The organism is Streptomyces sp. NPDC020996 (assembly GCF_040641355.1).
In the GTDB taxonomy this organism is placed as follows: Bacteria; Actinomycetota; Actinomycetes; order Streptomycetales; family Streptomycetaceae; genus Streptomyces.
In genome coordinates this window covers 118870-141773 of the sequence record NZ_JBFADM010000010.1, presented here as the reverse complement: position 1 = coordinate 141773, position 22904 = coordinate 118870, and the positions used below count along the sequence as shown (strand labels likewise).

Annotated in this window: 19 protein-coding genes and 6 pseudogenes; 14 read left to right on the top strand and 11 right to left on the bottom strand. The window is 73.8% G+C overall.

Annotation, left to right across the window (positions count from 1 at the left end):
• Positions 1 to 37: 37 nt before the first annotated feature.
• On the bottom strand, positions 38 to 622 hold the full coding sequence (locus tag AB0G63_RS10515; RefSeq protein ID WP_360747340.1) for a hypothetical protein: 585 nt from the start codon (positions 620 to 622) through the stop codon (positions 38 to 40).
• Positions 623 to 892: 270 nt separating this feature from the next.
• Here AB0G63_RS10515 and AB0G63_RS10510 point away from each other — a divergent pair, with 270 nt between their 5' ends.
• The 3 genes and pseudogenes from AB0G63_RS10510 to AB0G63_RS10500 form a co-directional block, all read left to right on the top strand.
• Positions 893 to 1978: an exo-alpha-sialidase gene (locus AB0G63_RS10510; protein ID WP_360747337.1), complete on the top strand. Its 1086-nt coding sequence runs from the start codon at positions 893 to 895 to the stop codon at positions 1976 to 1978.
• A gap of 38 nt (positions 1979 to 2016) precedes the next feature.
• Positions 2017 to 2226 (top strand): annotated as a pseudogene (locus tag AB0G63_RS10505) (hypothetical protein); the annotation flags it as partial.
• Positions 2222 to 2365, top strand: a pseudogene (locus AB0G63_RS10500) (DUF4440 domain-containing protein); the annotation flags it as partial. The pseudogenes AB0G63_RS10505 and AB0G63_RS10500, both read left to right, overlap by 5 nt.
• A gap of 111 nt (positions 2366 to 2476) precedes the next feature.
• Here AB0G63_RS10500 and AB0G63_RS10495 read toward each other — a convergent pair.
• A pseudogene (locus AB0G63_RS10495) lies at positions 2477 to 2717 on the bottom strand (CoA-transferase); the annotation flags it as partial.
• A gap of 37 nt (positions 2718 to 2754) precedes the next feature.
• Between AB0G63_RS10495 and AB0G63_RS10490 the strand changes: the two are divergent.
• Positions 2755 to 3009, top strand: coding sequence for a hypothetical protein (locus AB0G63_RS10490; RefSeq protein ID WP_360747334.1), 255 nt, complete (start codon positions 2755 to 2757; stop codon positions 3007 to 3009).
• A complete protein-coding gene (locus AB0G63_RS10485; protein ID WP_360747331.1) occupies positions 3006 to 4187 on the top strand; it encodes a thiolase domain-containing protein in 1182 nt (393 codons plus the stop codon). The genes AB0G63_RS10490 and AB0G63_RS10485 overlap by 4 nt, the downstream gene beginning before the upstream one ends.
• A gap of 276 nt (positions 4188 to 4463) precedes the next feature.
• Here AB0G63_RS10485 and AB0G63_RS10480 read toward each other — a convergent pair whose 3' ends face one another.
• Positions 4464 to 5141 carry a uracil-DNA glycosylase gene (locus AB0G63_RS10480; RefSeq protein WP_360747328.1) on the bottom strand — a complete coding sequence of 226 codons (678 nt, stop codon included), beginning with the start codon at positions 5139 to 5141 and terminating at the stop codon, positions 4464 to 4466.
• 252 nt (positions 5142 to 5393) lie between these two features.
• On the opposite strand from AB0G63_RS10480, the pseudogene AB0G63_RS10475 reads away from it, so the two are divergent.
• From AB0G63_RS10475 to AB0G63_RS10465, 3 genes and pseudogenes are all read left to right on the top strand, one after another.
• Positions 5394 to 5504, top strand: a pseudogene (locus tag AB0G63_RS10475) (uracil-DNA glycosylase); the annotation flags it as partial.
• A gap of 2 nt (positions 5505 to 5506) precedes the next feature.
• On the top strand, positions 5507 to 6490 hold the full coding sequence (locus AB0G63_RS10470; protein WP_360747324.1) for a BadF/BadG/BcrA/BcrD ATPase family protein: 984 nt from the start codon (positions 5507 to 5509) through the stop codon (positions 6488 to 6490).
• 142 nt (positions 6491 to 6632) lie between these two features.
• On the top strand, positions 6633 to 7556 hold the full coding sequence (locus AB0G63_RS10465; RefSeq protein WP_360747321.1) for a hypothetical protein: 924 nt from the start codon (positions 6633 to 6635) through the stop codon (positions 7554 to 7556).
• A 433-nt stretch (positions 7557 to 7989) separates the two neighbouring features.
• Here AB0G63_RS10465 and AB0G63_RS10460 read toward each other — a convergent pair whose 3' ends face one another.
• Complete coding sequence (locus AB0G63_RS10460) at positions 7990 to 9018, bottom strand: lactonase family protein (RefSeq protein WP_360747318.1); 1029 nt, start codon at positions 9016 to 9018, stop codon at positions 7990 to 7992.
• A gap of 92 nt (positions 9019 to 9110) precedes the next feature.
• On the opposite strand from AB0G63_RS10460, the gene AB0G63_RS10455 reads away from it, so the two are divergent.
• On the top strand, positions 9111 to 9806 hold the full coding sequence (locus tag AB0G63_RS10455; protein ID WP_360747315.1) for an HAD family phosphatase: 696 nt from the start codon (positions 9111 to 9113) through the stop codon (positions 9804 to 9806).
• A gap of 268 nt (positions 9807 to 10074) precedes the next feature.
• On the opposite strand, the gene AB0G63_RS10450 is transcribed toward AB0G63_RS10455, so the two are convergent.
• The gene (locus tag AB0G63_RS10450; protein WP_360747312.1) at positions 10075 to 10848 is read right to left on the bottom strand and encodes a LysR family substrate-binding domain-containing protein; all 774 of its coding nucleotides are present in this window, start codon (positions 10846 to 10848) and stop codon (positions 10075 to 10077) included.
• A 59-nt stretch (positions 10849 to 10907) separates the two neighbouring features.
• On the opposite strand from AB0G63_RS10450, the gene AB0G63_RS10445 reads away from it, so the two are divergent.
• The 3 genes and pseudogenes from AB0G63_RS10445 to AB0G63_RS10435 all read left to right on the top strand — a co-directional run bounded on the left by AB0G63_RS10445 (position 10908) and on the right by AB0G63_RS10435 (position 14579).
• Positions 10908 to 11297 carry a DUF5997 family protein gene (locus tag AB0G63_RS10445; protein ID WP_324785029.1) on the top strand — a complete coding sequence of 130 codons (390 nt, stop codon included), beginning with the start codon at positions 10908 to 10910 and terminating at the stop codon, positions 11295 to 11297.
• 1786 nt (positions 11298 to 13083) lie between these two features.
• Positions 13084 to 13440, top strand: a pseudogene (locus AB0G63_RS10440) (C40 family peptidase); the annotation flags it as partial.
• 365 nt (positions 13441 to 13805) lie between these two features.
• Positions 13806 to 14579: a LuxR C-terminal-related transcriptional regulator gene (locus AB0G63_RS10435; protein ID WP_360747433.1), complete on the top strand. Its 774-nt coding sequence runs from the start codon at positions 13806 to 13808 to the stop codon at positions 14577 to 14579.
• Between the two features lie 120 nt (positions 14580 to 14699).
• Here AB0G63_RS10435 and AB0G63_RS10430 read toward each other — a convergent pair whose 3' ends face one another.
• The 4 genes from AB0G63_RS10430 to AB0G63_RS10415 form a co-directional block, all read right to left on the bottom strand.
• The gene (locus AB0G63_RS10430) at positions 14700 to 15875 is read right to left on the bottom strand and encodes a GDSL-type esterase/lipase family protein (protein ID WP_360747309.1); all 1176 of its coding nucleotides are present in this window, start codon (positions 15873 to 15875) and stop codon (positions 14700 to 14702) included.
• A gap of 58 nt (positions 15876 to 15933) precedes the next feature.
• Positions 15934 to 16506, bottom strand: coding sequence for a WHG domain-containing protein (locus tag AB0G63_RS10425; protein ID WP_360747307.1), 573 nt, complete (start codon positions 16504 to 16506; stop codon positions 15934 to 15936).
• 205 nt (positions 16507 to 16711) lie between these two features.
• Positions 16712 to 17641 carry a carbohydrate kinase family protein gene (locus AB0G63_RS10420; protein ID WP_360747304.1) on the bottom strand — a complete coding sequence of 310 codons (930 nt, stop codon included), beginning with the start codon at positions 17639 to 17641 and terminating at the stop codon, positions 16712 to 16714.
• A complete protein-coding gene (locus AB0G63_RS10415; RefSeq protein WP_360747302.1) occupies positions 17638 to 18324 on the bottom strand; it encodes a class II aldolase/adducin family protein in 687 nt (228 codons plus the stop codon). The genes AB0G63_RS10420 and AB0G63_RS10415 overlap by 4 nt, the downstream gene beginning before the upstream one ends.
• 59 nt (positions 18325 to 18383) lie before the next feature.
• Here AB0G63_RS10415 and AB0G63_RS10410 point away from each other — a divergent pair, with 59 nt between their 5' ends.
• Both AB0G63_RS10410 and AB0G63_RS10405 read left to right on the top strand, forming a co-directional pair.
• Positions 18384 to 19049 carry a TetR family transcriptional regulator gene (locus AB0G63_RS10410; RefSeq protein WP_360747299.1) on the top strand — a complete coding sequence of 222 codons (666 nt, stop codon included), beginning with the start codon at positions 18384 to 18386 and terminating at the stop codon, positions 19047 to 19049.
• Between the two features lie 236 nt (positions 19050 to 19285).
• Positions 19286 to 19906, top strand: coding sequence for a helix-turn-helix domain-containing protein (locus AB0G63_RS10405; protein ID WP_360747296.1), 621 nt, complete (start codon positions 19286 to 19288; stop codon positions 19904 to 19906).
• A 45-nt stretch (positions 19907 to 19951) separates the two neighbouring features.
• On the opposite strand, the pseudogene AB0G63_RS10400 reads toward AB0G63_RS10405, so the two are convergent.
• Both AB0G63_RS10400 and AB0G63_RS10395 read right to left on the bottom strand, forming a co-directional pair.
• A pseudogene (locus AB0G63_RS10400) lies at positions 19952 to 20568 on the bottom strand (DUF6629 family protein).
• 211 nt (positions 20569 to 20779) lie between these two features.
• The gene (locus AB0G63_RS10395; protein ID WP_360747293.1) at positions 20780 to 22393 is read right to left on the bottom strand and encodes an alpha-L-arabinofuranosidase B; all 1614 of its coding nucleotides are present in this window, start codon (positions 22391 to 22393) and stop codon (positions 20780 to 20782) included.
• Positions 22394 to 22904: the final 511 nt, after the last annotated feature.

Here is a 22904-nt window from a genome sequence, read left to right as displayed (position 1 = left end):
GACCGGCGCCGCACCGCGTTCGTCCGGCGGGCCGCGGTCAGCTGGTCTTGCGTCCCCACAGGGGGCCGAAGCGCGCCCACTCGGCGTCCCACTGGTCCATCCGGCGGCGTTCCAGGCGGCCCCGCAGGACGCGGCCGCAGGCCAGGGGCGCCATGGCGGCGCTCACCCCCACGAGGGCGCCGATCAGCGAGGCCCGCAGCCTGGCCTGCGAGACGGTGGCGGGCTCGGCCACCAGGCGGCCCCGCGCGTCGGTCCACACGCTGACGGTGCTGCCGGCGGCGCTGCCGGGCCGCACCCGGACCCGGCCCGTGTGCGCCGAGCCGTCCGGAGCCGTCCAGCGCACCTTCCCCCACACCTGCTCGGGGTTCGCCGCGCCGGGGTGCGCGGGTGCCGCGCCGGGCGCCTTCTCCGCCAGCCGTGCCACCACCGGACGCCACTCCGCGCGCTCCCGGGCCAGCCCGTCCTCGACGGACCCGGTCGCCGTCAGACCGGCGAGCACCCCCGCCAGGACGGTGAGCATCCAGGTGCCGAGCACCGCCCAGGCCTCCACCGCGTCGGCGCGGCGCCTGAGCGGGTTGCGCCGCCAGCGCCACAGCCACACCTTCGGACCACGCAACGCCATCGAAGGCACCCTCCTCATGAGCGCACGACCCTCCCCCGACCGCCTTCCCATACGGGCGAGGTTCCCCGGATGCTCAGGCCGAGTCCCCCGGCTCGGGGCCGCACACGCCCGCCGCCCGCTCGAGCGTCGTCGCCGAAGCGCCCCGCCGCCCGTCGCTTCACGCCGGAATCACCGCCCCCGCCTGCGGTGACGCCGTTCGGCGAGGTGACTGTCAGTGGCGGGGTGCAGACTGATCGCGATGGAGACGAAGACGTCCCGGAGGTGATCGGCATGACCGAGGTACTGCTCGCTGTGGGCACACGAAAAGGCCTGTTCATCGCGCGCAGGCGGGGAGGCGCCTGGGCGTTCGACGACAGCCCGTACTTCAACGCACAGGCCGTGTACTCGGTGGCCATCGACACGCGCGGCGACCGTCCGCGGCTGCTGGCCGGCGGCGACAGCTCGCACTGGGGTCCGTCGGTGTTCCGCTCCGACGACCTCGGCCGCACCTGGACCGAGCCGTCCCGGCCGGCCGTCAAGTTCCCCGAGGACACCGGCGCCTCGCTGGAGCGGGTCTGGCAGTTGCATCCGGCCGCCGCGGAGCCGGACGTGGTGTACGCGGGCACGGAACCGGCCGCGCTGTACCGCTCGGAGGACCGCGGGGAGAGCTTCGAACTGGTCCGTCCGCTGTGGGAGCACCCCACGCGGTCGCAGTGGGTGCCCGGCGGGGGCGGTGAGGGCCTGCACACCGTGCTGACCGACCCGCGCGACCCGCGGTCGGTGACGGTCGCCGTCTCGGCGGCCGGCGTGTTCCGCACCAGCGACGGCGGCGCGACCTGGGCACCGTCCAACTCCGGTGTGTCGGCGGTGTTCCTGCCGGATCCGAACCCGGAGTTCGGCCAGTGCGTGCACAAGGTCGCGCGGGACGCGACGACCCTGGACCGCCTGTATCTGCAGAACCACTGGGGTGTGTACCGCAGCGACGACGCGGGCGGGCAGTGGACGGACATCGGCGAGGGCCTGCCGTCCACCTTCGGTTTCGCGGTCGCCGCCCACCCGAGCCGAGGCGACACGGCTTACGTCTTCCCGATCAACGCGGACTCCGACCGGGTGCCCGCCGGCCACCGGTGCCGGGTCTTCCGCACCGCGGACGCGGGCCGGAGCTGGGAGCCCCTGTCGGCGGGCCTGCCGCAGGAGGACCACTACGGCACCGTGCTGCGCGACGCGATGTGCACCGACGACGCCGACCCGGCGGGCGTGTACTTCGGCAACCGCAACGGCGAGGTGTTCGCGTCCGCCGACGACGGCGACAGCTGGCGGCAGTTGGCGGCCCACCTGCCGGATGTGCTGTGCGTGCGGGCCGCGGTGGTGGGATGAGCCGCACGGGGGGACCGCGCGCTCTCGGCCACCGGTTGATCGCCGCTGCCGTACGCCGGCAGGGTGACGCCCGTGTCGTCGATCCGGGCTGGGCGAACGCCCTCGAACCCGTCGCCGGACGGATCGCCGAGACGGGCGACCTCCTGCGCGCGGAGATCGCCGCGGGACCGCACCTGTCTCCCGGCCGGGCCGAACCTCCTGCGGGCCTTCCGGCAGCCGTACGACGAGGTCCGGTCCTGATCGTCGGAGCTCAGCGGCGACCTCGCGCTCACCTCGACCCCGCCGAAGGACGGGGCAGGCGCCCGTGCCCAGGTGGTGCGGCGGCAGCCGGACGGAAGCCGGCGGCGCGTGCTGGACCAGCCGGAATTCGTCACGCCGACCGGCTGAGCGGACGGGTGGGGACGAGTGCGGAGACAAGCGACGGGAGGTGAGGCTCCCGGGCTGCGAGCAACCTGCCTGCGGTGCGCTCGCGAGGCCCGGAGGTCTTCTCGCGTGCACCACCTGCATCCCGCCGAGGATCGCCGCGTCGACCTTTCCCGAGCGGATCATGCCGAAGCTCGTCGCCGAGTCGAAAGTAGCTCGCCCCGGCCGTCGTGGTCACGGTCTCCGTGCCGGCGTGGACGAGGTCGGCGTCCTCCTCCCCGTCGAACGGGTACGGGCCCAGCCCCAGGATGCCGTTCTCGGACTGGAGCACGATGTGGACGCCCTCGGGGACGTGTCCGGGAACCGGGGACGCCACAGCTCCCGAAGCCCCCGGTCGCGAGCGTGCCCCCGGGGTGCTGGAGGCCGCCGTCTTAGCCGTCCCCGACGCCGTCCGCGACCACGTCCCCGCTGCCTACGTCGTCCCGAGCGACCCGGAGCACCCACCGACCCGGGATCGGCTCGACGCCTGGTCAGCCGCTCATCTCACCCCTGCCTCCCGGCCCCGGACCTGGACCGTCGTCGACGCGCTGCCGCGCACCCCGGTCGGGAAGATACGCCGCTTCCGCCTCGCCCCCGCGCCGCAGTCCGAGTCCCAGGAGACGTCATGACCGTACCCTCACCCCTCTTCGGCCGCGTCGGCGTCGTCGGCGTGGCTCACACGCCGTTCGGCAAGCTGACGACGGAGACGGTGACGAGCCTCGTGGAGCGGGTGACGACGGAGGCCCTGACCGACGCGGGCGTGGAGCCCGAGAAGGTCGACGAGGTCTTCACCGCGCAGTTCAACAGCGGGCTCACGCCGTTCGCGTTCCCGTCCTCCCTCCCGCTCGGGGCGGCCGACGGGCTGTGGGGGCTGCCGATGACCCGAGTCGAGAACGCGTGCGCCTCCGGCTCCGCCGCGGTGCACCGGGGCATCCGGTCCGTCCTCTCCGGGCTCGCCGAGACCGTGCTCGTGGTGGGGGTCGAGAAGATGACCCATGCGAGCGGCGCGGACGTGTCCCGGGCTCTGCTCGGAGCCGACCCGCGGCTCGCCGGGACGGACTCGCCCGCAGGCTTCGCCGGCCTCTTCGCGGACGTCGCAGAGGCCTACGCCGAGCGGTACGCCGCATCCGACTGGCTCGGTGACGTCCTCGGTGCCATCGCCGCGAAGAACCACCACAACGGGTGTTCGAATCCGTGGGCGCAGCTGCGCAAAGACCTCGGCGCCGAGTTCTGCTCGACGGTCTCCGACGCGAACCCCGTGGTGGCCGGACGGCTTCGGCGTACGGATTGTTCACTCGTCAGCGACGGAGCCGCGGCCCTCGTACTGCGCCGGGATCCGGCCGACCCGCTCGCGGTCGTCGCCGGGCTGGGGCACGCCAACGACCACCTCGACACCTCCCGGCGCGACATCCTCGAGTTCGCGGGGGGCCGGCTCGCCGTCGAGCGAGCCCTCGGGATGGCCGGGATCGGCCTGGGCGACCTCGATCTCGCCGAGGTCCATGACTGCTTCACGATCGCCGAGCTCCTCGTCTACGAGATGCTCGGACTCACCCCGCGGGGACAGGGCCGTCGCGCCGTGGAGGAGGGGTGGGTGCACCGGGACGGCCGGCTGCCCGTCAACGTCTCCGGGGGCCTCAAGGCCAAGGGACACCCGGTCGGGGCGACCGGGGTCTCGCAGCACGCGCTCGTGGCTCTGCAACTTTCCGGGAGGGCCGGTGACATGCAGCTCGATGGACCCCGTACCGGTCTCGTGCACAACATGGGCGGTCTCGCGGTCGCCAACTACGCGACAGTGCTCCATGCCTAGCGATCTTCGGCCACCGGGTTCGCCCGATGCTCCGGCGCCGGCCGCCGCCCTTGGGTCCGCTGCGGTGTGCGGCGGCTACGAGGGTGCCGGACGGTGGCCCCCGGCCGCGATCGGCACATTGATCACGGCGCACCCGGATGGGCGCCGGAAGCACCCTGCCGGGTCGCCGGCACCGCTGCGATGCCGGCGGCCGGGCGACCGGCCTCCGGTGCCGATGGCGCACTGCTGCTGCCGGCAGGCAGGCCAGCCGGGTTCGGACGCCACGGTGGCCGTGGCCTACGGCAGTCGCCAGTCCACCGGCTGGGCACCCTGCCGCAGCAGCAGATCGTTGGCCCGGCTGAACGGCCGCGAACCGAAGAAACCACGGTCCGCCGACATCGGCGAGGGATGAGCGGACTCGATCGCCGGAAGATCCCCGAGCAACGGCCGCAGATTACGTGCGTCGCGCCCCCACAGGATGGACACCAGCGGTTTGCCACGCGCGGCCAGCGCCCGGATCGCCTGCTCGGTGACCTCCTCCCAGCCCTTGCCGCGGTGCGCGCCCGGCTTGCGGGGAGCGGTGGTGAGCGCCCTGTTGAGCAGCAGCACGCCCTGCTGCGTCCACGGCGTCAGATCCCCGTTCGAAGGCCTGGGCAGCCCCAGGTCGGTGTGCATCTCCCGGAAGATGTTCTCCAGGCTGCCGGGCAACGAGCGCACCTCGGGCGCCACCGCGAAACTCAGCCCGATCGCCATCCCCGGCGTGGGATAGGGATCCTGACCGACGATCAGGACGCGTACGTCGTCGAAGGGCTGCCGGAACGCCCGCAGGACATTCGCACCGGACGGAAGGTAGGTCCGGCCGGCCGCTATCTCGGCCCGGAGGAAGTCCCCCATCGCGGCGATACGTCCGGCCGCAGGCTCAAGCGCCTTCGCCCAGCCCGCTTCAACAAGTTCATGCAAAGGTCGTGGTGCCACAGCGCGTCACCCTACTGGCACGCACCGGGGGTCCGCACAAACGCGGACGCCTCCACGCACGGAGCCCGCACTCGACGCTAGTCTTCCTCCTCATCAGGCTCCATCGCCTCATCAAGCTCCATCGAGCCGATCCAGCGGATCGGGCAGCCGGTCACCGGGAAGGAGGGGAGCCCGTTGCAACCAGCGATCAAGCCACTCCGCCACGGTCATCATGCCCGGTCGGTCCCTCGTGCCGGACACGCAGACCCCGGAACGCCCGCTCACTCGGTGGGCCCGTCGTTCTCCGTGGCGCCGGAGGCGCGCCCGCTGCCCGGCAGTCTCCTCGACATCCACCGCGAGCTGACCACGGACCCGGGACTGCCCCTGTGAGCGGTCGCGGTCCGGCCGGCTTCCTCGCCGTCGACTCCGGGGGTTCGGGACTGCGGGTCGTCCTGGGGACCGTGGACCGCGGGGAGCTCGGACGGCGGGAGTCCCGCGAGCCGGTGCGCACCGGCGCCCGGGGCATCGAACCGGGGCACCTGATGGAACAACTGGTGCCCATGGTGCGTGACTTGGCCGCCGAGGCCGGGATCGCCGCCCCGGCCACGGCAGTCGTCGGCGCCGCCGGGTTCGCCACCCTGGGCGCCGCGCTGCGCGCGGAACTGCCGGCCGCGCTGGGGCGGGAGTTCCGCGTGCGGACGGTCGCGCTGGCCGCCGACGCGGTCACCGCGTACGTCGGCGCCCTCGGTCCCCGGCCCGGCGCCGTGATCGCCGCCGGGACGGGGCTGATCGTCATCGGCACGGACCTGACTCGGTGGCGGCGCGCGGACGGCTGGGGGCATCTGCTGGGTGACTGCGGCAGCGGCGCCTGGATCGGGCGGGCCGGACTGGAGGCGGCGCTGCGCGCGTACGACGGCCGGCCCGGCGGGTCCGCCCGGCTGCTGGCCCGCGCCGAGGAGTCGTTCGGACCCGTGCCGGAACTGCCGGGCAAGCTGTATCCGCGCCCGGACCGCCCCGCCGTCCTGGCCTCCTTCGCACCCCAGGTGGCTGCCTGCGCGGACGGCGACCCGGTCGCCGCGGACGTGCTGCGCACGGCGGCCCGGCACATGGCGGACTCGGCCGCCGCCGTCTGCCCGGCCGACGGCGAACCCCAAGTCGCCCTCACCGGGGGCCTGTTCAAGATCGGAGACGCTCTCCTGGTACCGCTGCGGGAGGAGTTGTCGAAGCTGCTGCCGCACGCACGCCAGGTGCCCGCCGCGGGCGATCCGCTGCGGGGCTGTGTACGGATGGCGACGGACCTGGCGGCCGGCGCGCTCCCACTGCCGGGCGATGAGGCGCTGTTGTCCGTAGTGACCGCAAAGGGAGACTGATCCCTGTGATACGCAATCCGCCTGGTTCACACGGGGATCAGCGGTGATCCGCACGTAAGTCATCAGACAAAACCGGACGGATACCGCTCACCTGCACCCTCCCCGAACAGAGGAACCCGGGAAGCCAGTAACATGCGGCGCCATGAGCTCCCCCACTGGGCCCGCGTCCGGCCTGCCAGTACGAATGCCGCGCCCCCGCCAGCCCGGGCGGCACCGTCGCCCCGAACCCGTGGCGGCTCCCGAGGGCGCGCCCGCGCTCGTCCTCGCGGTTCCGGGCACCCCCGGCAAGGTCACCCGCGGTCTCGCCGAGGAGGTCGTGAGCATCGCCCGCTCCGAACTGCCCGGCCTGGACGCCAGGATCGGCTACCTGGACGGGGACGACGCGGACTTCCCGACGCTCCAGGCAGTGCTCGCGCACGCCGGCGAGGAGCGCACGGCCCGCTACCAGCAGGCCAAGGCCGCCGGTGAGGACGTCAAGGAGCCCGACGGCCCCGTCGCCGTCGTCGTGCCGCTGCTCGCCGGACCGGACAGCGCGCTGCTGCGCCGGATCCGCCAGGCCGTGATGGACAGCCGTGTCGCGGCCGACCTGACCGACGTGCTGGGCCCGCACCCGCTGCTGGCCGAGGGGCTGCACGTACGCCTGTCCGAGGCCGGTCTGGCACGCGCCGACCGCGCCCGTCTGTTCACCGTGGCGACCGCGGCGGACGGCATCATCCTGGCGTCCGTGGGCGGCGACGAGGCCGTGCAGGCGGCCGGGATCACCGGCATGCTGCTCGCCGCGCGCCTGGCCGTGCCGGTGATGGCGGCGGCCCTGGACCAGGACGGCTCCATCGCCGACGTCGCCGAGCAGCTGCGGTCCTCGGGCTCGCAGCAGCTGGCGCTCGCGCCGTACCTGATCGGGCCGGAGATCGACGCGGGCCTGATCGAGGAGGCGGCCAAGGAGGTGGGCTGCTCCGCCGCCGAGGCGCTCGGCCCCTACCCGGCGATCGGCAAGCTGGCCCTCGCCAAGTACACGTCCGCGCTGGGCATCGCCCCGCAGCAGCCGCAGGGCGCGCCGGTCCGCTGACCCGCACGCCCCACGGCCGTGGGAAAGACCGAGCCGTGGGAAAGACCGAAGCCTTGGGAAAGACCGAAAGGGCCCGCTCCGCGCGAGGAGCGGGCCCTTCGGCGTCAGCGGCCCGCACCGGGCGGAAGCGGCAGCGACCGGCCGCAGCCTCCGGCGGACGGCCGAAGCCCGGCGGACGAACGAAGGCCGGCGGACGACCGAAGCACCGCGATCGACCGGATCCCGACGGCCAGCTGAGGCCCAGCGGACGAACGAAGCCCGACGGTCGGCTGACGCCCAGCGGACGAACGAAGCCCGACGGTCGGCTGACGCCCAGCGGACGAACGAAGCCCGACGGTCGGCTGACGCCCCCGCGAGCGGCCGGTGTCCCGCGGACGCCCCACGCCCGACGGTCAGCAGACGCCCCGCGGACGCCCGACGCCCCGCGGGCGGCTCAGCCGAAGACGACGCAGGACGCGGCCGGTACCTCGAGTGAGCCCCGGCGGTGCGGCAGTCCGGTGGCCGGGTCGACGGCGAACCAGACGACCCGCCCGGAGTGCTCGTTGGCGGCGTACAGGAATCCGGCGTGCTCGGTGAGCGCCCGCGGCCAGCGGCCGCCGCAGGGCACCGTCCCGAGCAGCCGCAGCCGCTCCCCTTCGACGGCGAACGCGGACAGCACGTCCTCGCCGCGCGTGGCGGTCCACAGGAAGCGGCCGTCGGGAGAGACGGCGATGCCCGACGGGTAGGCGTCCCCGGCGGGCGCGGCGGGCAGCACCCGCGTCTCGGTCAGCGGCTGGAGCGAGCCGGCGGCGGCGTCCCAGCGGCAGGCGGTGACGGTGGGCGTGAGCTCGTTGACGACGTAGGCGCGCTCGCCGTCCGGGTGGAAGGCCAGGTGGCGCGGTCCGGAGCCGGGGCGCAGGGCGATCTCCCGGTGCAGTTCGAGGCGGCCGTGGCGCAGGGCGCACACGCGGACGGAGTCCGTGCCGAGGTCGACGCTGACGGCCCACCGCCCGCTCGGGTCGGGCTGCACCTGGTGGGCGTGCGGGCCCTGCTGACGGTGGACGTGCGGACCCGAGCCGGTGTGCCGGAGCACCCCGGACGCGGCCGGCGCGAGGGTGCCGTCGGCGCGCACCGGAACGGCGGTGACGCTGCCGGAACCGTAGTTGGCGGTCAGGACGTGACCGGCGAAGAGGCTGAGGTGCGTCGGCCCGCCCCCGTCGACGGGCACCGGCGGCCCGGCCTGTTCGAGCCGGTCGCCCTTCACCCGGTACGCGGCCACCGCGCCGCGCGTGGTCTCGCTCACGGCGTACAGCGTCTCCCCGTCGGGCGCCACCGCCAGGTACGAGGGGTCGGACAGGCCGGCCGTACTGCTCAGGCAGGTCAGCGCGCCGGTGTCCGGAGCCACGGCCGCCGTCACGATCCCGGGACCTCCGGCCGCCGTGAACGACCCGATGAACGCCCGCCGCGTGCTGCCGTCCACCACCGCTGTGTCCCCTCTCGGTCCTGTGCCGTCCGGGGTGACGGTAGCAGCCGGCCGGTTCAGGTCTAGACCAGACGTTCTGACATCCTGGCCCCATGAGCGGCCTGGGCGGCGTATCGGTCATCTTCGACCTCGACGGAACGCTGGTGGACAGCGAGCCGAACTACTACGAGGCGTCACGCCGGCTGCTCGCCGCGCACGGCGTCCCCGGCTTCACCTGGCCGGACCACGAGCGGTACGTCGGTCTCAGCACGTGGGAGACGCTCGGGCTGCTGCGGACGCGCTACGGCATCCGCGCGCCCCGTACCGAACTGCTCGACGAGCTGAACGCCCGTTACCTGGAGCTGGCCCGTCTCTCCACGCCCGCCTACCCGGAGATGCGCACGTTCGTGAAGCTGCTCGCCGGCGAGGGCGTGCCGATGGCCGTGGCCTCGGGGTCCTCACCCGGCGCGATCGAGGCGGTCCTGGCCGGCACCGGGCTCGACGCCTGGCTGCGCACCGTCGTGTCGGCCGACGAGGTCGCCGCCGGCAAGCCCGCGCCGGACGTGTTCCTGGAGGCGGCCCGACGGCTCGGCACGCCCCCGGCCGACTGCGTGGTGGTGGAGGACGCGGCGCCCGGTGTCGCCGCCGCGCACGCCGCCGGGATGCGCTGCATCGCGGTGCCCTACCTCGCCGCGCAGGCCGACGCCCCCGAGTTCGCCACCGCGGGACTGCTGCTGCGGGGCGGCCAGTCGGAGTTCACGGCCCAGGGGGCGTACGAGTGGCTGGCACGGTCCGTTTCGTCCCCGTGACCCGGTACTCGGGCTCCGGGCGCGGTGATCGATCCGGCCGACTCGCGGGCCCGGCGCCGGGGCACCGCCCCTTCGTCGACACGTGGTGAGGTGACGACAGCGGGACTACGGCTGGGTGCGGTGCGGGCGCGGCGGCGGCACAGGCGCGGCGGCGCGGGTCCGACCGCCGACGCAGGCGCGCCGACGCGGGTCCGGCCCGTCGGCGCGGGTGCGCCGGGGGTGTGGCGGCGGGGCGGCCGGTGCGCAGGCCGGGGCCTGTCGCGCGGGGTCACGAGCGGCGGCGGGGCTTTCCGCGCTTCGGGGTCTTCGCGCCGCCTGTGCCCGTCCTCGGGTTGCGGCCCGCCGTCCTGCCCGTGGCCTTCGCCGGCGCGGGCTTGCGGCGGGCCGCGGGCTTGTCGGCGCGCTTGTCCTTCGGGGACTCCTCGGCGGTCCTGCGGCCCCGGGAGCTGTTGACCGTACGACCGCGGACGATGCCGATGAAGTCCTCGACCAGGTCCGTGGTGGCCTCCTCCGGCCAGGACAGGGCGACCTCCGAGCGGGGCGCGTCGACGACCGGCCGGTAGGTGAGGTCCCTGCGGTGGTGCAGGCGGGCCAGCGACTGGGGGACGACGAGCAGGCCCACGCCCGCGGCGACCAGCTCGACGGCGTCGGCGGTGGTGGCCGGGCGCTCGAACGCGGGCTCCCCCGGCGGCCGCTCCCAGCCGAGGACGTCGTCGAGCGGGTGGAAGACCACTTCCTCGGCGAGGTCGTCGAGGGTGACCTCGTCGGCCGCCGTGATCACGTGGTCCTTGGGGACCACGACCACCGTCGTCTCGGAGTAGAGCGGGATCGCGCTGAAGTACGTCCGGTCGACCGGGAGTCGGACGAATCCCGCGTCGGCCTCACCGGCGCGCAGGACGCCGGCCGCCTCGGCGGCCGCCACGGCGACGAGGGTGAGCGGGATGTCGGGCAGGCGCTCGTTCCAGATCCGCACCCACTTGGCGGGCGTCACCCCCGGGACGTACGCAAGCCGGAACTCAGGGGATGCTTCGGTGCCTGTCACGCCAGCCAGGTTACCGGCCGTGGTCGGAGGTCCCGCACCCGATCGATACCCTGGGCGTCATGAAGTCGCACCAGACCGCCCAGACCATGAAGCCCGCCACCGCGGCGAAGAAGCTGGGTGTGTACCTCGAGGCCACCCCTGCCGAGTTCCGGGAGGGGCCCGTCTCACGCGCTCGCCTCGACGAGTTGCAGGCCGATCCGCCCGAGTGGCTGCGCGAGCTGCGGGCCAAGGGCCCGCACCCGCGTCCGGTGGTCGCGGCGAAGCTGGGCGTGTCCATCGCGGGGCTGGCCCGCGGCGGCGTCACCGAGCCCCTCACCACCGAGCAGATCGAAGAACTCAAGCGGGAACGCCCGGAGTGGCTGGAAAAGGAGCGGGCGACCCAGGCCGAGGTCCGCAAGGAGGCGGCCCGCATCAAGAAGCGGAACGCCGAGCGCGCCGCCGGTTCCTGACACCGCCCGCAACCACGTTCCGTCACCGTCGAGGCACCTCCCGTGCACCTGACGGTTCGTCAACGGAAAGGTCACAAAAGCGTATCGGACATTCCGCACTCCAATCTTCACACGAGGTGCACAAGTTGGCTAAGTTGACGCCCAGGCTGCTCGACTGCCTCCGGCGAACCGCGCCGGGTCGGGCGGCCTCCGCCGAGTCCGGTGCGCCACGTGGCAGCCGGAGCCGGGAACCCGACCGAACGACTGGGGTGGATCGGCCCGACCGCCCGTAGGGGCAGGGCCGTAGGGCAAGCCTTCCGAATCGACCGCCCGAACCCTCTCCCAGGGCCTGACGGCCTGGGAACCCCCGCCGCTGACCCGGTAGGCGGAGTACGGAAGGAGTACGGCTCCCATGGCGCCGGAACGCACCCCGCGCGCGGGCGGCCTCGGCCTCCCGGGCATGCGCGACTCCGCTGTCGCGACGGCCGACTCGACCTCGGTGGCCCTGTTCTCGCAGGCCGCCGACGCCGCGCCCGGAGCCGACGGTGACGGCCCGAGCCGCGAAGAGGTTCAGCAGCGGGTACGCATGCTGTACGACCGGGCCGAGAGTGACACCGGAACCTTCAACGCGACGCGCGCGATGACGGCGCGGACGCGCGGGCGTGCCGCCTCTGCGGGCGGCGAGGGCCGCAGGCGTACCGATCCCTCCCTCGACGAGGTCGCGCGGAAGTGGTTCGACGTGGCGCGTGCGTCACTGGGTCCGACGGTGCCGGCGGCCCTGCCGGCCGGGCGGGCGCCGGCCCGCCCGGTGCAGTCGAGGCCCGCGCGTCCGGCGGCGGCCGCCCTGGAGCGCGGGCGTGAGCAGCGGCCCGTCACGGAGCTCCCCGCCGGACCGGCCTCCCGTCCGGCGGCGGAACTGACCGCGGGGCCCACGGCCGCGCTTCCCTCCGTGCCCGGGCCCCGGACACAAGCCACCCCCGCCCTGCCCGCGGCCCGGCCCTCGACGGGCGGCACGCGACAGCAGTGGCCGGACCCGACGGCGACCGGTTCGCTGACGATCTCACCGGACCCGACAGCCACCGGTTCCCTGGGGATCTCACCAGACCCGACAGCCACCGGTTCCCTGGGGATCTCACCAGACCCGACAGCCACCGGTTCCCTGGGGATCTCACCAGACCCGACAGCCACCGGTTCGCTCCAGACCTGGACCGACACCACGACGACCGGCACGCAGCAGACCTGGGCCGGCGCCCTGACAACCGGCACACAGCAGAGCTGGTCGGCCACCACCCCGGTAGGCACACAGCAGCCCTGGACGGACACCACCGCAACCGGCACACAGCAGAGCTGGCCGAACACCGCCCCCGCCGGCGCACAGCAGCCCCTGGCCGACACCCCGACAACCGGCACACAGCAGAGCTGGCTGAGTACCCCGCCGGCCGCGTCACCGCAGGCCATGGCCGGAATCGCGTCGGCCGCGTCACCGCAGGCCTGGACGGGCGCCGCGTCGGCCGCGTCACGACAGGCCGGGGCGGGCGGCGCGGCGGCCGGGGTGCGGCAGGCCGGGCTGGGCGTGGCCAAGGAGCGGAACCGGCGCAAGCTCGCCGCGGCCCGCGAGTCGCTGGCCGGGTACGCGGTCCCGCAGACCGCGCCCGTCGCGGCGATCACGTCCGAACCCGCCGCGGCCCCATGGACCGACCCGGCGCAGCAGGCCCGCCGCGTGGAGGAGGACCGGCGGCTGCTGCGGCCCAGCGTCCTCGACACGGGTGTCCTGCCCGTCGCCGCCACCCCGGACAGCGGTCCCGGCACGAAGGCCGAGCGGGCGGTCGCCTTCGCCCGCGCGCAGATCGGCAGGCCCTGCCTGTGGGGAGCGGCAGGCCCGGGGTCGTACGACGACGCCGGCCTCATCCAGGCCGCGTGGAAGGCCGCCGGGGTGGCCCTGCCGCGTACCGCGTCCGAGCAGGCGAACGCGGGCACGGTGGTTCCGCTCGCCGAGGCCCGGCCCGGTGACCTGATCTTCTTCAACGACCAATTCACCCACGTCGGCCTCTGCACCGGCGGCGGCACGATGATCCACGCGCCGGGTCCGGGCACCTACGTGCGCGAGGAATCGGTCTTCTACGCAGGGGAGTCGGCGATCCGCATCGCCGTGCGCCCGGCGTAACACCCTCCCGCGCCGTGCGGGCCGCCGGTCCCCCGTGCCGGCGGCCCGCACGGGGTCCGCGCAGCCGCGCGCGGACGGCAATCGCCCACGCCGCAGCCGTGTCCGCGAGGCGTGATGACGCGTTCTGGATGTCGCCCACCGGCCGTCGGGTCCGGGGGCGGAGGCCGGGCCCCCTCCCGCCCGGCCTCCCCCACCGTGGCCGCCGCAGCGCCGATGTGCTGGAGTTCATCCGAGAACGTCGCTGTTGCTCGGTTGAAGTCTGAGCAATGCTTGACGACGCCGGTATGGGTACAACTGCGTACGCGGCGGACGAGCGGAGAGGGAACGTGGCACAGGGGCTGGGCGAAGCCAGGGCCTACGAGCGCATGCTGTCGGTGGCGGTCGCCGCGCTGCACGAGCGGCAGCCGGAGCGGCTGTGGCCGTTGCTGACGGCCGCGCTGCCCGGCCTGTGCGGCGGCGAGACCCTGGTCTACAAGCTGGACGACTGGAGCGAGCGCGCGGGCACGGTCGGCACGTCGCCCGGGGTCGCCGCCGAGTTCGACCGGCTCGGCGAGGAGGACATGGGCGTCCTGCGGGCGGGGTTCCCGTTCGCGCACCACTACGAAAGCGGTCCCGACCGGTCGCCGCTCACCGCCCGCCGCGCGGCCGGCCGCGCCTGGTCGTCGAGCCGGACCGCGCGTCTGATCGACGACGTCATGGACATGGACCACGTCCTGGCGATCCCGCTGCCCGGAACGTCGAACCCGATCACCGGGTGCATGGTCTACCGCTCCGGCACGGACTTCACCGACGACCACCTCCGCATCGCCAGTCAGATACAGCCGCTGCTGTCGGCAGTCGAGCAGCAGCGGCAGCTGCTGGAACACTGGCAGCGGTCGGCCGGTCGGGGCGGCACCGCGGGCTCCCCGCGGGAGGCGGCCGAGTCCTGTGCCCTGACACCCCGCGAGACGACCGTCCTGCTGCTGCTCGCGGACGCCCTGACCGCCGCCGCGATCGGCCGACGGCTCGGCATCTCGGACCGGACGGTGCACAAGCACGTGGAGAACATCTACCGCAAGCTCGGCACCCGCGACCGCATCAGCACGGTGCTGCGCGCCCAGCGGCTCGGCCTGATCCCGGCGCCGTCGCTGCCCTGTTAGGGCGGCTGTCATGGAAAGCCGTCCGCCGGTGCCCGAAGGGCGGCCGGCCGGTGGGCTGGCCCGGCGACCGACGGGCTGGCCCGGCGACCGACGGGCTGGCCCGGCGGCCGACGGGCTGGCTCAGGCGCCGGGGGCTGCGAAGGGGCCGTCGGCGGTGAAGGCCAGGGCGGCGAAGCGTTCGCCGATCAGGCGGTGGGTGGCGGCGTCCGGGTGGAGCTGGTCGGGCAGCGGGAGTTCGGCTGCGTCGGCCTCGCCGTAGAGCGCGCGGCCGTCGAGGTGGTGCAGGTTGGGGTCCTCCGCCGTCCGCTGCGCGACGATCCTGGCCAGTTCCTCGCGGATGACGTTCAGGGTCAGCTTCCCGCTCGCGCGCTCCGCCGGGTCGCCCATGGCGACGAACCGCAGCCGGCCGTCGGCGAGGTCGGGCGCGGCGGGACCGGGGGTGTCCTCGTGCATGGGGCACAGGATCGGCGAGACGACCAGCAGCGGGGTGGTGGGGTGGCCCTCCCGGATGGTGTCGAGGAAGCCGTGGACGGCCGGGGCGAAGGCGCGCAGGCGCATCAGGTCGAGGTTGACCAGGTTGATCCCCAGCTTGACGCTGATCAGGTCGGCGGGGGTGTCGCGCATGGCGCGGGCGGTGAAGGGGTCGAGCACGGCGCTGCCGCCCAGGCCCAGGTTGATCAGCTCCACGCCGGCCAGCCGGGCGGCGTGCGCGGGCCAGATGCCGGTGGGACCGGCGGCGTCGGAGCCGTGGCTGATCGAGCTGCCGTGGTGCAGCCACACCCGACGGCCGCGGTCCGGTACGGGTTCGACGGGCGCGTCGGTGCGCAGGGCGACGAGTTCGGTGGTCTCGTTGTGCGGCAGCCAGATCTCGACGTCCTTGTCGTGACCGGGCAGGCCGGTGAAGGCCAGGGTGGCCGGCGTTCCGGGCCGGTGCTCGGCCGTACCGGTCACCATGTCGACGGTGAGGGTGTTGCCGCCCGTCGACTCGGCGCGGCCGGCCGGTCGGCCGTCGACGAGCAGTTCGTACACGCCGTCGGGGCGGGGCGGAGCGCCGACGTAGACGCGTTTGGTGCGCAGGGCGTCGAGTTCGACGGCGGTGGCCCGGGTGCGGAAGGCCAGCCGGACGCCGGAGGGCTGGGACTCGGCCATGGCGAGCTGTGCGTCGGTGTTCTGGGCGCGGGCCCGGGCGGGCAGCCGGTGGGGCAGCAGGCCGTGCTCGGTGCGCTCCAGGTCGAGGGCGCCGCGCAGGAGGTCCGCCGTGATGGGCGTGGTGGTCCAGTTGTCAGTGGTGTGCATCGCCATTGCCTCAGCCTGTGGGTCGCGTCGGGAAAGAGGTGCCGGGTCCTGGCCCGGGTCAGGTGGCGGACGGCCAGTCGCGCAGCACGGTGTCGAGGGCGTCGAGGATCCGGGTCCAGGTCTCCTGGGTGTCGGGGGCGCTGTGGCTGAACCCGCCGCCCAGTTCGAGGCTGACGTAGCCGTGGAAGACGCTGCCCAGGAGGCGGACCGCGTGGGTCTGGTCCGGTTCGGCGAGGTCGTAGCCGCGCAGGATGGCCCGCGTCATCTGCGCGTGCCGCACGCCCGCGCTCGCGGCCGCCGTCGCCGGGTCGAGTCTGAGCTGGGCCGCCGCGTAGCGGCCCGGGTGTTCCCGGGCGTAGTCGCGGTAGACGTCGGCGAGGGCGGTCAGGGCGTCCTTGCCGGCCCGTCCGGCGAGCGCGTCGGCCGCGCGGTCGGCCATCTCCTCCAGCGCGAGCAGGGCGATCCGGGTCCTGAGGTCCTGGGAGTTGCGCACGTGCGAGTACAGGCTGGCGACCTTGACGTCGAACCGGCGGGCGAGCGCCGAGACGGTCACCTGGTCGAACCCGACCTCGTCGGCCAGTTCGGCGCCGGCCTGCGTCAGGCGTTCCGCGGACAGCCCCGCGCGGGCCATGGGCATCCCTTCGGTCGACGGCAGCCTGCCTAATACTTTTAGGCAGGGTAGCACGCCCTTTAGGGAATTCAGCGGTTCACGGCCAGGGGCGGGCGGACGCGCCATCGCCCCATACCGCGTCCGCTCACCCCGCGTCTGCCCGCGCGACGTCGGCTCACGCGTGACGTCGGCTCACGCGTGACGTCGGCTCACGCGTGACGTCGGCTCACGCGCGGCGCTTGTGGGTGGCGGCGAACTCGTCGGCGGCGGCGAGGTCGAAGTCGCCGTGATCGCTGCCGAGTCCCTGTGCGACGAGGGCCGCGGCGGCGCTGCCGAGGACGGCGGCCTCGCCCAGGGGGCGCCCCAGGCTCACCCCGCGCAGGTAGCCCGCCGAGAACGCGTCGCCGCAGCCGGTGGTGTCGACGACGTCGACGTCGAAGGCCGGCACGGACCGCGCGCCCTGCGCCGTCACCAGCAGCGCGCCGTCCGCGCCGCACGTCACCGCGACGGCGCCCGCGCCCGCGTCCAGGAACTTCTTCGCGCCGGTCACGACGTCGGTCTCCTCGCTGAAGCCGAGGACCTGGTCGTCGTTGGGCAGCAGGTGGTCGACGTACGGCAGCACCGCCTCGATCTGGTCGAAGGTGCCGAGTTCGCCGGGCGCGAGGAGGTCGACGGAGGTGACCACGCCGTGCTCCTTGGCGTGCGCCAGGACGCGCGCGGCGACGTCGGCGCCGATCAGCTCGGGGCCGCCCAGGTGGAGGTGGCCGGCCCCGGCGACCGCGTCCCAGGGCACGTCGTCGAGACCGTAGGTGATGTTGGCGCCGAGGAGGTGCAGGGAGGGGCGGTCGCCGTTGGGGCGGATGGGCAGCACGCTCGCGGAGGTGGAGGTGTCGGGGCGGCGGACCAGGAGCCCGGTGTCCACGCCGGCCCGCTCCAGCAGCAGCAACAGCAGGTCGCCGGTGGGATCGGTGCCGATCGCCCCGGCCGTGCGCACCGAGGCGCCCAGCTTGGCGAGGGTGAGCGCGGTCCCGGCGGCCGTCCCGGCGGCGGTCAGCCTGATGTCCTCGACGAGGGTCGCGCCCTGCCCCTGGGGTATCTCCTCCACCGGCCGCACCAGCACGTCCAGTACGTGCACGCCCATCGTGACGACGTTCATCGCTGTCCCTCCTGCGCGGGTGGTACGGGGTGGGTGGTGCCGTAGTCACGGGCGAGCGCGGCCTCGATCACCGCGAGCTGCTGCCCTTCGTCGAGGACGCGGGGCCGGCCGAGCGCGGCCGCGCGCTGGTAGACCCCGCACGCCCACTCCAGCAGCAGGGCGTGCTCGACCGCCTTGTCGAGGCTCGGCGCGTGGGTGAGCGCGCCGTGGTTGGCCATGAGGGCGGCGCTGCGGCCCTCCAGCGCGGCGACCACGGAGGCGGCCAGCTCCGGGGTGCCGAAGGTGGCGTACGGCGCGACCCGCACGGAACCGCCGAGAGCGAGCAACTGATAGTGGATGCAGGGCAGTTCGTCGAGGACGCAGGACAGGGCGGTGGCCATCGGGGCGTGGGTGTGGACGACGGCACCGGTGCCGTAGCGCCGGTAGACACCGAGGTGCAGGTCCAGCTCCGAGGTCGGCTCCAGGGCCCCGGCCACGACCCTGCCGTCCAGGTCGACCACGGTCACCTGGTCCTGGGTGAGGCCGGCCAGCACCGCTCCGGTCGCGCTGACCGCGACCCGCTCCCCCACCCTTACGCTGACATTCCCGGCCGTGCCTATGAGCAGACCTTCGGCCCCGAGGCGGCGGCAGGCGGCCGCCACGGCGGCCCGCTCCCGGTCGGGGGCCGCGCTTGAGTCGGTCATGAGCGCGACCGTAGCCTAAACCTGAAACAAAGTCACGTTCACGTTCGGAGGTTGTTCTCGTGGCAGAGCCCACCGCGGGTCTCGACGGAGTCGACGGACTCGAAGGGGGCGCTCCGCTGCGCCGCAGACCCCAACAGGCGCGCAGCAGAGCGCGGTTGGCCCGGGTGCTGCAGGCTGCGGAGCGCGTCCTGGTCGCGGAGGGCGTCGAGGCGCTCACCACGACCCGGGTGGCCGCGGAGGCGAAGGTGTCCATCGGGTCGCTGTACCAGTACCTGCCCGACCGTGACGCGATCATCGACGCCCTCGCGGCCGGGTACTTCACCAAGCTCGAGTCGGTCATGGACGGCTTCGCCGAGTCCGCGGCCGCGCAGCGGTGGGAGGACCCGGTGGGGGTGCTGGTGGACGCCTTCGCCGCGCTCTACCGCTCGGAGCACGGGTTCCGGGCGCTGTGGTTCGGCAGCGGCCTGACCGAGCGGACCCGGGCGGCGGACCGCGAGCACAAACGCCGCATGGCCGACGGGCTCCGCCGGGTGCTGCTCGCGCTGGGCGTCGCCGACGGCGAGGCCCTCGTCCGCGCCTGCCACGCCGCGGTGCTCGCCGCCGACGCGCTCTCCCAGGAGGCCTTCCGCCGGGACGCCGAGGGCGACGCGGGCCTCCTGGAGGAGGCGAAGGTCATGCTGCGCGGGTACCTCGCCGCTGTCGTCGAGCGCGGCCCGGACCGGTAGGCGCTCTCCCCCGCACCCCGGTCCCCGCCGCACCCCGGTCGCCGCCGCACCCCGGTCGCCGCCGCACCCGGGACCGGGACTGCCTTTACGACACATCAATAAAACATCCGAAACATACGCAGGACAATCGCACTGCCAGGTCTCTTGTCCACCGGGCTAGGATCTGGGCATGACGCACCGACCGGCCCCCTCACGCCCTGCCGCACTGTCCTCCTCCGGGCAGGGGGTGGCCTGAGATGGCCGGTCTGCGCGAAGCCCAGAAGCAGATGACGCGGAAGCTCCTGCTGAGCACGGCACTGGAGCTGTTCCGCACAAAGGGGTACGCGGCCACCACGGTCGACGACATCGCGGCCGCGGCGGGCACCACACGGGTGACGTTCTACGCGTACTTCCCGTCCCGCAGCGACCTGATGCGGGCACTGATCGGCGAGCTGAACGAGCTGCTGGAACGGATCGCCTCCCCCACCCACGGCTCCACCGCGCGTGATCTGGTCGCGGTCGTCGCCGACGGCAGCCGTCAGGCGATCACCCGGTGGCTGCTGGACATCTCCAGCCGCTGGGACACGGCCCGCCCCTACCTCAACGCCGCGTTCGAGGCGGCGGCCGCCGACCCGGAGCTGCGCGGGCTGGTGGACGCGTGGATCGAGGAGGCCATCGGCGATGTCGAAGACGGCCTCGACCAGGCCGGACGCTTCGCGCCGGAGAGCCGCCACACGCGGGGCGTACTCGCGATCGCCCAGCTCGACCACGCGGCACGCAACTGGACGCGGGAGCGCTGGGGCACGGAGCGTGAGCAGCTGATCGAGGTGCTCGCCGACAGCTGGGTCGGGCTGCTGGGCAGCGACACCGAGGGCTGACGGAGACCCGCCGGGTCCCCGGCTGCCGCGGCGGCGGACCGTCGGTCAGCGCGCCGGCCGCCGCCCGCCTGTCCATCCCCACAGGACCACCGAGCACAGCGCCGCGAACGCGCACCAGGTCGAGACGAACTCCAGACGCCACAGCTCCCAGCAGACGGCCGCGCCGGCGCCCGCGAGGACACCGAGGACGCGCAGGCGGCGGTCGCCGGACAGCAGCAGCGCGCCCACGGTCGCGACGAGGTACCGCGCGACGAGCAGCTGCGGGTGCGGCAGGCCGAGGGCGTAGCCGACGGTGTGCCCGCGGATCTCGGCCCGCACCGGACGGGTCGCGAGGGCGTACGCCAGGGCCGCGGCGGTCGCGGCGCCGATCACGGCCGGGACGATCAGCCGGCGCGGGGCCCGGCGCGGCGCGGCGCACAGCACGCCGGCCGGCACCCATACCGCCGGCAGGGGCAGGGCGATCACCGCCCAGGCGACGTGGCGGGGCCGGTGCCCCCGCCCGCGTGCCAGACCGCCGCCTCGACGAGCTGGTGGGCGCCGAGCAGCAACGGCAGCGCGGCCGGCGGCAGGTCGCGGGCCCGGCGCGTGCGCGCCACCGAGGCCACCCCCACGGCGGCGATCCCGGTCCCCGCCACGAGGTCGGCCGTCGCACTCCAGCACATCGCGCCACCCAGGGTCGGACCGTCACGGGCTCTGGCCCCGATCATGCCCCGCCGGCCGGACCCGACGGCATGTTTCCGGCCGGACCGCCCTCCGGGCCGCCGCCCCCTGTCCGCCCTGGACACGAGCGGTCACGACGTCGGGAACAGGTTCCGCCGCGCCGGCTGGTCCGCCGGCGCGGCGTCACCGTGAAGCGTGGCGTGGTGCGAGGGTTCAGGCCCAGGGCTGGCCCACGGCCCAGCTGGTGTCGTCGCTCCAGGAGGTGGCGCTGTCCCACGTGTGGGACCCGCCCTGACTGGCGATGTAGACCGTGTAGCTGTAGTGGCGCAGGTAGTCGCTCGGGTAGTTGACCGAGCGGAAGGAGTAGCCCTGACCGTTGTGGCCCGCCTCGGGACAGAACGTGGCGTCCTGGGCGAACCCTGAGGTGCCGTCGTTGGCGCCCAGGTGCAGCTGGAAGTTCGAATGGCGCAAGTACTGACCGGACTTGTTCACGGATTCGAAGGAGACGCACGCGGAGTTGGCCAGTCCGGCTCGAACGGTCCAGGTGGCGTCGCCCTTGGTGGTGGACGTACTGGACGCGGAGACCGGCGCGATGACGACATTGCTGTCGGCGTCGTCGTGCACGATGTAGTCGTCGGTGCAGCACGGGGTGGTCGCCCGCAGCGAGATCTTCGAGCCCGGCGTGAGTCCGCCGGGGCCCGACGACGTCGCGTAGCCGGCCGCGTCGATGTTGGCCTGCACGGCGTTCTCGGTGGCGTCCGAGGGGTAGCCGGACGTCATGACGCCTTCGTAGAAGGTGCCGGCTGAGCCGTGGCTGTTGTCGCCGCCGATGCCGAGGATGATGGCGCCTTCCTTCTTCATCGGGTTGTAGCCCGCGACGTTGGGGCGCGGCCCGTTGTAGAAGGTGGACAGGCTGCCGGACTGGGCGTCGCCCGCCCGGATCGACCAGTGGTTCGGCTCACCCTTGACGATGGCGGTGAGGAACCGGTGGCTGACGCTGGGGTCGTTGGCGTTGTAGCCCGCGTTGACCCCGGAGAACAGGCCGTTCTCCAGGTCCGCCATCACCCAGGGGCCGTTGCCGGTGCCGTAGCCCCAGACCTTGATGTTGCCGAAGTAGATGGCCTCCATGGTGCCGTTGCCGTTGTCCCGGCTGTTGGTCTCGGCGTTGCCGTAGTCGAAGCAGCAACCGCCGTTGTAGTGCGTGCCGTCGAGGACCGCGTACATCCCCTCGGGCTGGTCACCCGTCGCGATGCCGTTGGTGTGGTTGTTGCGGTATCCGGTGCCCGGCGCCACGTAGACGCCGTAGGCCTTGTGGCCGCCCACGGTGATCGGCGCGGCGGTGGCGTCGGCGAGGTTGTCGTAGCCGCCCGCCGCCGGCCCGGAGAACCCTCCCGGAGGCGCCTGGGTGAGGTGGTTGCCCCGGCCGGTCTGGTCGTAGATGACGGTGATCAGACATGTCGTGCCGGCGCAGAACGAATCCTGCGCGGCGGCGTCGGCGTATCCCCCGGCGCCGAGCACGCCGATGTCCCGGGTGGCGTTGTCGGAGGCGCGGCGGACTTGGTACAGGGGGCCGGTGTAGGAGGCGTACAGCGCGCGGGTCGTGCTGTGCGCCGCCACACAGGGGGTGCCGCCGCCTGCGTAGATGTCACAGGGCTGGGAGGACGCGGCCACGGCAGCCGTCCGGGCGTCGGCGTGCTGCGTCGTGGACGGTGCGCTCGCCCCGGTGGCGGATGCCTGGCCACCGAACACCGCTGCGGTCAGAGCGAGTCCTGACGCCAGCACGGCGAGGGTTCTCCCCCGCCGTAAGCGGCTCAAGATCAACGACATGGTCTCTCCTCATGGAATGGGTAGGGAGATGTCACGGCCGGCGGAACCCTGAGCTGAGAGCGGGACGGGCGGCAGACGGGAAGCCCGGCGTTCCTCCGGCACCCGCTCACGCTTCGTTCCAGGCCGGAACCCCAAAGAAGCCCCAGCCTCGGTTCGATATTTCGACCAATGGGCGGCTCACCGGACAGACGTTGATGTTAGGGGTCCACCCAGGCGTGTCAACACTTCGCGCACAGCGACATCGACAGCGCCCACAGGTCCGATGAATCGCGTAACAAGTATTGACGGCCACCCACAACTCGCTGCTATCTAGTTGTCCGGAGCGCCGGGCATCGTTCGATATCACGAACGCGAGCCGAGGTCACATGCTGCCCGTGCGCCGCCCGAGCCACCCCGTGTGGCGGTACAAGCACGACGGCACCACGCATCACCACCGCATGAGCGTCCGTACAGCCCTTGACCGCCTGGAGTTCGGCATGCCGACACCCCCGCCCGGGACCCGCCGCACCTG